4 protein-coding genes and 1 pseudogene are annotated in these 9,362 nt (G+C 75.0%); all 5 read left to right on the forward strand.

Translation table 11 applies throughout. The annotated features are described in order from the left end of the window. Nucleotides 1–108 precede the first annotated feature (108 nt). Nucleotides 109–1,509 (forward strand): diaminobutyrate--2-oxoglutarate transaminase, encoded by a 1,401-nt coding sequence (locus AB0M26_RS27825; protein ID WP_365265149.1) that lies wholly within the window; start codon nt 109–111, stop codon nt 1,507–1,509. Beyond that, nucleotides 1,506–3,836: a pyridoxal-dependent decarboxylase gene (locus AB0M26_RS27830; RefSeq protein WP_365265151.1), complete on the forward strand. Its 2,331-nt coding sequence runs from the start codon at nt 1,506–1,508 to the stop codon at nt 3,834–3,836. The genes AB0M26_RS27825 and AB0M26_RS27830 overlap by 4 nt, the downstream gene beginning before the upstream one ends. Continuing rightward, entirely contained in the window at nt 3,833–5,809 is a 1,977-nt protein-coding gene (locus AB0M26_RS27835; RefSeq protein WP_365265153.1) for an IucA/IucC family protein, read from the forward strand. Before AB0M26_RS27830 ends, AB0M26_RS27835 begins: the two co-directional genes overlap by 4 nt. Further along, on the forward strand, nt 5,806–7,227 hold the full coding sequence (locus AB0M26_RS27840) for a SidA/IucD/PvdA family monooxygenase (RefSeq protein WP_365265155.1): 1,422 nt from the start codon (nt 5,806–5,808) through the stop codon (nt 7,225–7,227). The genes AB0M26_RS27835 and AB0M26_RS27840 overlap by 4 nt, the downstream gene beginning before the upstream one ends. Then, nucleotides 7,224–9,362: pseudogene (locus AB0M26_RS27845) on the forward strand (hypothetical protein); the annotation flags it as partial. The gene AB0M26_RS27840 and the pseudogene AB0M26_RS27845, both read left to right, overlap by 4 nt.

Below are 9,362 nucleotides of genomic sequence, written 5' to 3' on the forward strand. Positions count from 1 at the left end.
CGAACCGACGCATCCGACCCAGCGGCCCCACACGCCGTGACCCCCCAAACGGGCCCGCACCCCGCGCAGCGGCCCGCCACCTCTCCACCTGCACCCGGAGCCCGTTCCATGACCGTGCACACCCCTGCCCGCGCCGGAAGCGACCTGCCCGGCGCGGACCGTGCGGACGCGATCCTCGCCCGCCAGCGTGCCCGCGAGTCCTCCGCCCGCACCTACGCCCGCTCCTTCCCGATCGTCCCCGTCCGCGCCCAGGGCATGGTGATCGAGGCGACCGACGGACGCCGCTACCTCGACTGCCTGGCCGGCGCCGGCACCCTCGCCCTCGGCCACAACCACCCAGTCGTCCTCGACGCCGTCCGGCGCACCGTGGACAGCGGCGCCCCGCTGCACGTCCTCGACCTGGCCACGCCCGAAAAGGACGCGTTCACAGACGAGTTGTTCGCCACCCTGCCGCCCGCCTTCGCCGACCGCGCGCGCATCCACTTCTGCGGGCCCGCCGGCACCGACGCGGTCGAGGCAGCGCTCAAGCTGATGCAGACCGCCACCGGACGCCGTGGGCTGCTCGCCTTCACCGGCGCCTACCACGGCATGACCGCGGGCGCCCTGGCCGCCTCCGGCGGCGTCGGCGCCAAGGAGCCGGTGCCGGGCATCGCGGCCGATGTGACGCGACTGCCGTACCCGTACGCGTACCGCTGCCCGTTCGGCGTCGGCGGCGAGCGGACCGCCGAACTGTCCGCCGCCTACACCGAGCGGCTCCTCGACGACGCGAACGGCGGCGTCGTACAGCCCGCCGCGATGATCCTCGAAGCCGTCCAGGGCGAGGGCGGCGCCATCCCCGCCCCGGACGCCTGGATGCGCGAGATGCGCCGCATCACCGCCGAGCGCGGCATCCCGCTCCTTGTCGACGAGGTGCAGACCGGCGTCGGCCGCACCGGCGCCTTCTGGGCGATCGAGCACAGCGGGATCGTGCCCGACGCCATGGTGATGTCGAAGGCGATCGGCGGCACGCTTCCGCTCGCCGTCCTCGTTTACCACGAGGACTACGACGGCTGGCTCCCCGGAGCCCACACCGGCACCTTCCGGGGCAACACCCTGGCCATGGCGGCCGGTACGGCGACGCTGCGCCATGTCGCGCGGGAAGGGCTCGCCGAGCGCGCCGCCACCGTCGGCGCGCGGATGACGGCCCGGCTGGAGGGGCTGCGCGCCGAACTGCCCGCGATCGGCGACGTCCGCGGACGCGGACTGATGATCGGCGTCGAACTCGTCGATCCGCAGGGCGAACCCGACGCGTGCGGAGCCCGCCCGTTCGCCCCCGAACTGGCCGCCCGCGTCCGCTCTGCGTGCCTCGGCCGCGGCCTCATCGTGGAACTCGGCGGCCGTCACGACTCCACGGTGCGACTGCTGCCGCCGCTGGTCATCAGCGACGAGCAGGCGGAGACGGTACTCGACCGGCTCGCCGACGCCATCGCCGAGGAGACGTCCCCGCAGCTCGCCGGACGGCCGGCATGACGGGCCGCACCCGCGCCCCGCACGGGCCGCACCCGGCCGTCTCCACCACCGCCGCGGCACTCACGGCGGACGAGAGGCACACCGTACCCGGGCCGGTGGCCGCGGCGGCGGTCGAGCGCGTCACCGAACTCCTCGTGGAAAGGCAGGACGTGAACCAGCGTCACGGCGAGCCGTACGGCGCCGGGGAGCCGCGCCACCCCGACCTCGCCGACGCCCTCGGCGGATCCCTGCAGTCGGCTCTCGCCCTGCTCGCCGCGAGCACCGGCACCGTCGTGCGCGGCATGCCCGGCCCGCCGCGCAACGGGTCCGGGCGCCCGCAGAGCTCCGACGGCCTGATCGACGACGGCGGGGGCGCGGAGACACGGCCTGCCCATGGCCCACCCGCCGATGGCTCACCCGCCAACGGGCTGTCCGCCGATGGCTCACCCGCCAACGGGCTGTCCGCCGATGGCTCACCCGCCAACGGGCTGTCCGCCGACGGCCGTACGCCCGAAAGCACCGTGCGCCGCGCCGCCCCGCTGTCCGGCGGTACGGGCGGGCCCAGCGCACTGGAGCCGCTGCTCCGCACCGTGCTGGACGCCCTCGCCGAAGGCGCGGAGCGCCGCGGCGGGCCGCTTCCCGCCGGGACGCCGGGCGGGATCGCCGCCCAGGTCGCGTGGGAATTCGCAGCCACGGGACGGGACTTGGACACGGCCGGACAGCCCGGCGCGGACCCGCACACGGCCGTAGTGTCCGGCGCGAGCCCGCGCACGGCCGTACGGCCCGGCGCGGACCTCCCTACGGAGCCCAGCACCGAGGCGGGTACAGGGCCAGGCATCGAACTCCCGACGGATCCGCGTACAGAGGCGAGTACGGAGCGCCGCACGAACTTGCGTACGGAGCCGGGCGCCCAACCGCGGGCGGAGCCCGGCGTGGACCCGCGCACGGCCGTAGTGTCCGGCGCGGACCCGCGCACGGTCGTACGGCCCGACGCTGGCCCGCGTCCGGTGCCTCGTACGGAGCCTCGTCCGGACGCCGGGCCCGACGACTCCGCCCTGTACCGCCTCACCGCCCTCCTTGCCCACGGCACCGCCGACCCCGCCGACCCGTCCTGCGCCGCGCATCTGCACTGCCCGCCGCTGGCCGTCGCCGTCGCAGCGGACCTCGCCGTCTCCGCCCTCAACCCCTCCCAGGACTCCTGGGACCAGGCACCCGCGGCCACGACTCTGGAGACACTCCTCCTGGAGGAACTGGCAGCGCTCGTCGGCTACGACCCGGCCGAGGCGGCCGGAGTCCTGACCTCCGGTGGGACCGAGTCCAACCTCATGGGCCTCATGCTCGCGCGGGACCGGGTCCTCGGCCGGGCCTCCGGACGCCCGGTCGAGATGGCCGGAGTGCCGGGAGCCCACGGCCCGCGCCCGCGGATATTCGCCTCCGCCGCCGCGCACTTCTCCGTTCAGCGGGCCGCCGCCCTGCTCGGACTCGGTGAGGACGCCGTCATCCCCGTCCCCGTCGACCACGAACTCCGCCTCGATCCACGGGCGTTGCACGCCGCCCTCCAGAACTGCGCCGACCGCGGGGACCTCCCGCTCGCCGTCGTCGCGACGGCCGGCACCACGGACACCGGGGCTGTCGACCCGCTGGGCACCTGCGCCGCCCTCGCAGCCGAGTACGGGGCCTGGCTGCACGTCGACGCCGCCTACGGCGGAGGCGCGCTGCTCTCCGACCGCCTCGCACCGCTGCTCGACGGCATCGCACTCGCCGACTCCGTCTCGCTGGACTGGCACAAACTGGGCTGGCAGCCCGTCGCCGCAGGCGTGTTCCTCGTCCGGCACGCCGAGACGTACGCCTCCCTCGCGCGGCGCGCCGTCTACCTCAACCCGCAGGACGACGAGGAGGCCGGCTACCCGAGCCTGCTCGGCCTGTCGCTGCGCACCACACGGCGCGCGGACGCGTTCAAGATCGCGGTCACGCTCCGTACCCTGGGCCGCGAAGGTCTGGGCCGCCTGGTCGACGCCTGCCACGACCTGGCGTACGACGGCGCCCGGGCCGTACGTGCCCATCCGCGGCTCGAACTGCACGCCGAGCCCGTGCTGACCGCCTTCCTGTTCCGCTACCTCCCCGCCGACGCCGACCCGGTGCACATCGACCGGGTCAACGCCGGACTGCGGCGCAGGCTGCTGCGCGAGGGTCGGGCGGTCGTCGGCCGCACCGAACTGCCCGGTGAGGGGCCCGGACGCGTACGTCTCAAGCTCACCCTGCTCAACCCGCACACCACCCCTGCCGAGGTGGAGCGGCTGCTCCACGCGGTCGCCGCGGCGGGCCAGGCCGAGGAGGACGCGCTGTGACCCCGCAGTCCGGCAGCCCGAAGTCCGGCAGCCCGTCGGCCGACATCACGCAGAGCGGCAGCCCGAAGTCCGGCAGCTCATCGGTCGACGGCCCGCCGTCCTCGGGCGCAGCCACCGCGGCGGGCGGGCGACCGCACTCCGACCCCCTCGACGCGGGGGTGCGCTCGGCGAGCCCCGAGCCGCTGGACGTGGGGGTGCGCTCGGCGGGCCCCGACCCGCTGGACCATCCCGACCCCCTCCGCGCCGGTGACGCCGCCGCGACGGAGACCCTGCTGCGCGCCTTCGTCCGCGAGACCGGCAACGAAGTCCCGCCCACGGGGGAGGAGTTGATGCTCCACTTCCCCTCCAGCGGACTCCGCCTCGCCGTCCCGGTCCGCCACCGCTCCACCACCGGCTGGCACCGTTTCGGCGAGCCCTCCGTCCACCCCTCGGACCGCGCACACCGGAGCACCGCCGACACCGCCCTCGTCGCCGCGGCCGCCATACGGGAGACCACCGCGGGGCGGGGACTCCCGCCGCACCTCGGCGGCGACGCCGTCGCACGCGTCCTCGGCTCCGCGCGGCGCACCGGCGTGCACCTGGCGCGGCGGCGCGCCGAGGGCGAGGACGCGCACGGCCCCACGCCGTTCCTCGACGCCGAGCAGGCCCTCCTCCTCGGCCACCCATTCCACCCCGCGCCGAAGAGCCGCGAGGAGGCGTCCGACGCCGAACTCGACGCGTACTCACCGGAGTTGCGGGGCTCCTTCCCGCTGCACTGGTTCGCCGCGCACCGCGACGCCATCGTCGGCGAGAGCGCCGACGGGCGCGCCGTCGCCGACCTGCTGCGCCCGCTGGCCGCAGGGCTCGACCTGCCCGAGGGCATGCTCCCCGTGCCCGCACATCCCTGGCAGGCCCGCGACGTCCTCGCCCGCCCCGCCGTCGCCGCGCTCGCCGACGCGGGCCTGCTGCGGCCGCTCGGCCCCGCCGGGCCGGCTTGGTACCCCACCTCGTCCGTACGGACCGTGCAGCGACCCGACGCGGACGTCATGCTGAAGCTCTCCCTCGGCATGCGCATCACCAACTCCCGCCGCAACAACCTGCGCAGCGAGATGCGCCTCGGCGTGCAGGCCGCGCGCCTCCTCGCCTCCGGCCCCGCCCACTGGCTGCGCGCCGAACATCCCGAGTTCGGCATCCTGCGCGACTTCGCCTGGGTCTCCGTCGGCGACGGCGGGACCGAGACCGGCCTGGAGACCGCGATCCGCGACAACCCCTTCCGCGGCGGCCCGGCCGCCTCCGCACCCGAAGGTCTCTGCGTCGCGGGCCTGCTGGCGGAACGTACGGGCCCCGGTGACGGCACCCCGCCCCGCCACCGCGCCCTGCTGTCCGCCGCCGTCGAGCGCGCCGCCCGCGCCCACGCCACCTCCACCGCAGCAGCCTCCGAGCACTGGCTCGCCCGCTATCTCGACGTCCTCGCCGTGCCCCTCATCCGCCTCCAGGCCCGCTACGGCATCGCCCTCGAACCGCACCACCAGAACACCCTCGTCGCCCTCGGCGAGGACGGCCTCCCTGCCGCGGGCTGGTACCGCGACAGCCAGGGCTACTACCTGGCCGCCTCCCGAGCCACCGAGGCCGAGGCGCTGCTGCCCGGAGTCGCCGAGGGCCTCGACCTCGTCTTCGACGACGCCTTCGTCGACGAACGCGTCGCCTACTACCTGGGCATCAACAACCTCCTCGGACTCGTCGGAGCCTTCGGCGCCCTCGGCCTCGCCGACGAGACCCGGCTGCTGCGCGTGCTGCACCGCGCCCTGGACCGGCTGCGCTCGGCCGAGCCCGGCGCCAAGGGCCTGCTCGACCTGCTCCTCGACGCCCCCACCCTGCGCTGCAAGGGCAACTACCTGACCTGCGTGGACGGACTCGACGAACTCGTCGGCGACGTCCACACCCAGTCCGTCTACATCGACCTTCCCAACCCACTCGCGGAGGCACAGCCGTGACCGTGACCGAACAGCAGACCCCCTACGATCTCGTCGGCGTCGGCATCGGCCCCTTCAACCTCTCCCTCGCCGCGCTCAGCGACGGCGTGCCCGGGCTCCGCACCCTCTTCCTCGACAGCAAGCCCGCCTTCTCCTGGCACCCCGGCCTGCTCATGGAGGGCACCGTCCTCCAAGTGCCCTTCCTCGCCGACCTGGTGACCATGGCCGACCCGACGAGCCCCTGGTCGTACCTCAACTACCTGCGCTCCCACGACCGCATGTTCCCGTTCTTCTTCTCCGAGCGCTTCCACATCCCGCGCCGCGAATACGACCACTACTGCCGCTGGGTCGCCGAACACCTGCCGTCCTGCCGCTTCGACGCCGAGGTCACCTCGGTCGAATGGGACGACGCCGCAGGGGCCTTCGCCGTCGTCCACCGCTCCGCGGGGAACGGCGGTACCACCCGAGTCCTCGCCCGCCAGGTCGTCCTCGGCGTCGGCACCCAGCCCGTCGTCCCCGAGCCGCTGCGCCCGCTGCTGACGGAGCAGCACACGGGACGCGTCCTGCACAGCGCCGACTACCGCACCCACCGCGCCCGGCTCGCCGGCACGGACGACGTCACCGTCATCGGCGCCGGGCAGTCCGGCGCCGAAGTCGCCCTCGACCTGCTCCGCCACCAGGACGGAAAGGGCGAGGGCGGGCCGTACGTCCGCTGGCTCGCCCGCACCCCCGCCTTCGCGCCCATGGAGTACTCCAAGTTGGGGCTGGAGCACTTCACCCCCGACTACATCCGGTACTTCCGCAGCCTGCCCGAGCACGAGCGCGAGCGCCTCGTCGACGAGCAGTGGCAGCTCTACAAGGGCGTCAGCGAGGAGACCCTCGCCGACATCCACGACGAGCTCTACGAGCGCACCATCGGCGGCACCGAGCCGCGCGCCGCGCTCCACCCGGGCGTCGAGATCGTCGACGCCGCCGCCGAGGACGGCGGCTACCGCCTCATCTGCCGCCACGCCCCCCAGTCCGCGACCTTCGACATCCGCACCTCGGCCGTCGTCATGGCCACCGGTTACGCGGCCCGCCGGCCCGCCTTCCTCGACACCCTGGCCGACCTCGTCGACTGGGACGACCGCGGCCGCTACCAGGTCGACGGCGACTACCGCGTGGCCCTCGACCCCCGCCTCGACGGCTCCCTCTACGTCCAGAACGCCGAGATGCACACCCACGGCGTCGGCGCCCCCGACCTCACCCTCGGTGCCTGGCGTGCAGCGACGATCCTCAACGCCGTCGCCGCCAGGACCGTCCTGCGCGTACCGGAACGGGCGGCCTGGACCACCTTCGGCGCTCCGCAGCAGTCCGCCTCGGAGATCGCGCCCGCGGGAGGCGTATGGCGGACCCCGGCCCAGGAGGGGCGCCGCGCGGAAGCGGGTACGCCGCGGTGACACGTACGGAACCCCTGCACGACGGGGCGACGGGACGCCGCCCCGCGCGCCGCGCCAAGGCCGTCCTCATATCGGCCATAGGGCTGCACCTCGTCGCCGAGACCGCGCTCACCCCGTTCCTGCCGCAACTCTTCGACCGGCTCTACGGGATCGACGACCCGGGCGCCACCGGGCTGTACCTGTGGATCTGCCGCATCGTGGGACTCGCCGCGCTGCCCCTGTGGGGGCTCGCGGCCCGGCGGTGGCCGCTGCACCGCCTGGTCCTGGCCGGGCTGTGCGGCTCCGCGGTCCTCGACCTCCTCCTCGGGCTCGCGCCGGACTACGCCGCCTACACGGCCGTGTCGACCGCCGTCGTCGCCACCAACTGCGCCCTGCTGCTGGCCTATCCGGCGTTCATCGCCGAGCACGGCGACGCGGGGACGGCCGGGGCGGAGCGGGCACGGCTCGCCGGGATCTGCTCGATCGTCGTGGCCTTCCATCTGTCGACGGTGGTGGCGACGCTGGTGGGCGCCGGAGTCCTGGCCCTGCCCGAACCCCGCATCGGCATCTCGGCGTTCGCCGTGCTGGACGCGGTGCTGGCAGTGCTCACTTACCGGATCCTCGACAGGCCGGGGTCCGCTGCGGGTCCGGCCGCCGCAGGACCCGGCTCCGTGCCCGGTTCGGAGCCCGCGTCCGCGCCCGCCTCCGTGCCCGGTTCGGAGCCCGCCTCCGAGCTCGGTTCGGAGCCCGGTTCGGAGCCCGGTTCCGCGACCGGTGCCGCGCCCGCCTCCGAGATCGGCTCCGTACCCGCCTCCGAGACCGGGCACGAGACCGGTCCCGAGGCCGGGTCCGCGCTCGGAACCGGGCACGCCTCGGGGCATGGCGCGGGGCACGAGGTTGAGCCGGCGGACGTGGTGGCCGCTGCCCGCCTGGCGAGCGAGGTGGGCACGGGGACGGACCGCCGCTCTGCCGCGTCCCCGGCCGGAGATTCCACGACGACCCCAGGCGCGGAAGCCGTCAACGACCGTGTGGATTCGGCCGATACGACCGCCTCGGCCGACTGCGCCTACGCTTGTGCGGCGTCGCCCGAAGCCGTCGAGGCTCGAGCCGCCGCTCCGGCCGACGCCGCCCGAGCCCGTGCCGCGGCAGCGGGGGAGGACCACGCCCGTGACACGGTGGAGGGCCCTGCCCGTGACGCGGTTGAAGGTCTCGGCCGTGATGCGGTGGAGGGCCCTGCCCGTGACGCGGTAGAGGGCCCTGCCCGTACGACCCGCCGGCCGACCCGCCGGCCGAGCCGAGCCGGGCGGCTCGCCGTCCTCGCCTACGTCGCCCTCATCGGCATCGCCTTCGATTTCTCGGTCAACATCGCCCGCCCCTTCTTCACCGAGTTCGCCGACAGTCTCGGCACCACCGGGGCCGGATCCGCCGTGCTGTTCTTCCTGCCGAGCGTCGCGGCCCTGGCCGTACTTCCCGCGGCACGCCGCTGCCACGCCCTGCTCGGCGACCGGCTGCTACCGCTCTCCCTGGCGGCCGGTGCCGCCGGACTGGCCTGGCAGGCGGTCGCCTCCTCGCTGACCGGACTGGCCGCGGGCCGCCTGCTGTTCGGCATCGGCCTGGGACTCGGCCAAGTCGCCGTCGAACTACGGATGTTCCGCGTCACCGGCACCGCGGGCCCCGCCTTCACCGGCGTCGAGACCGCCCGCTCCGTGGGGCTCCTGGCAGCGCCGCTTGCCGCCACCGCCGCGGTCTCCCACGACCTCGCCTTGCCGCTGGCCGTGGCCGCGGCCGTCCAGGTCGGCGGAGTGGCCCTCGCCGCAAAGCGCCCAGGCCGCCTCAACTCCCCGCCGGCCGTGGCCCCGGAGCACACAGCACCTGAGCCCCTCGGGACGGCCCCGGCGCCCGAGCCCCGCCTCGGGGCGGCCCCGGCACCCGCCGCGGACCGGTGCCCTCGCGCTCACGCCGCCGCGACGCCCGGCCGGGAGCGCGCCACCCCGGCTCCCGCACCGGGCCAAGCCCCCGTACGCGGCGCCGCCGCACACCATGGGCCCGTACGTCATGAGGCCGTACGTCATGAGGCCGTACGTCATGAGGCCGTACGTCATGAGGCCGTACGTCATGAGGCCGTACGTCATGAGGCCGTACGTCATGAGGCCGTA

The sequence above is a fragment of the Streptomyces sp. NPDC051776 genome, assembly GCF_040681345.1.
In the GTDB taxonomy this organism is placed as follows: Bacteria; Actinomycetota; Actinomycetes; order Streptomycetales; family Streptomycetaceae; genus Streptomyces.

Excerpts from the sequence above, each read along its gene's own strand:
- AB0M26_RS27825 (WP_365265149.1), top strand. The coding sequence starts at position 109 with ATGACCGTGCACACCCCTGCCCGCGCCGGAAGCGACCTGCCCGGCGCG.
- AB0M26_RS27830 (WP_365265151.1), top strand. The coding sequence starts at position 1,506 with ATGACGGGCCGCACCCGCGCCCCGCACGGGCCGCACCCGGCCGTCTCC.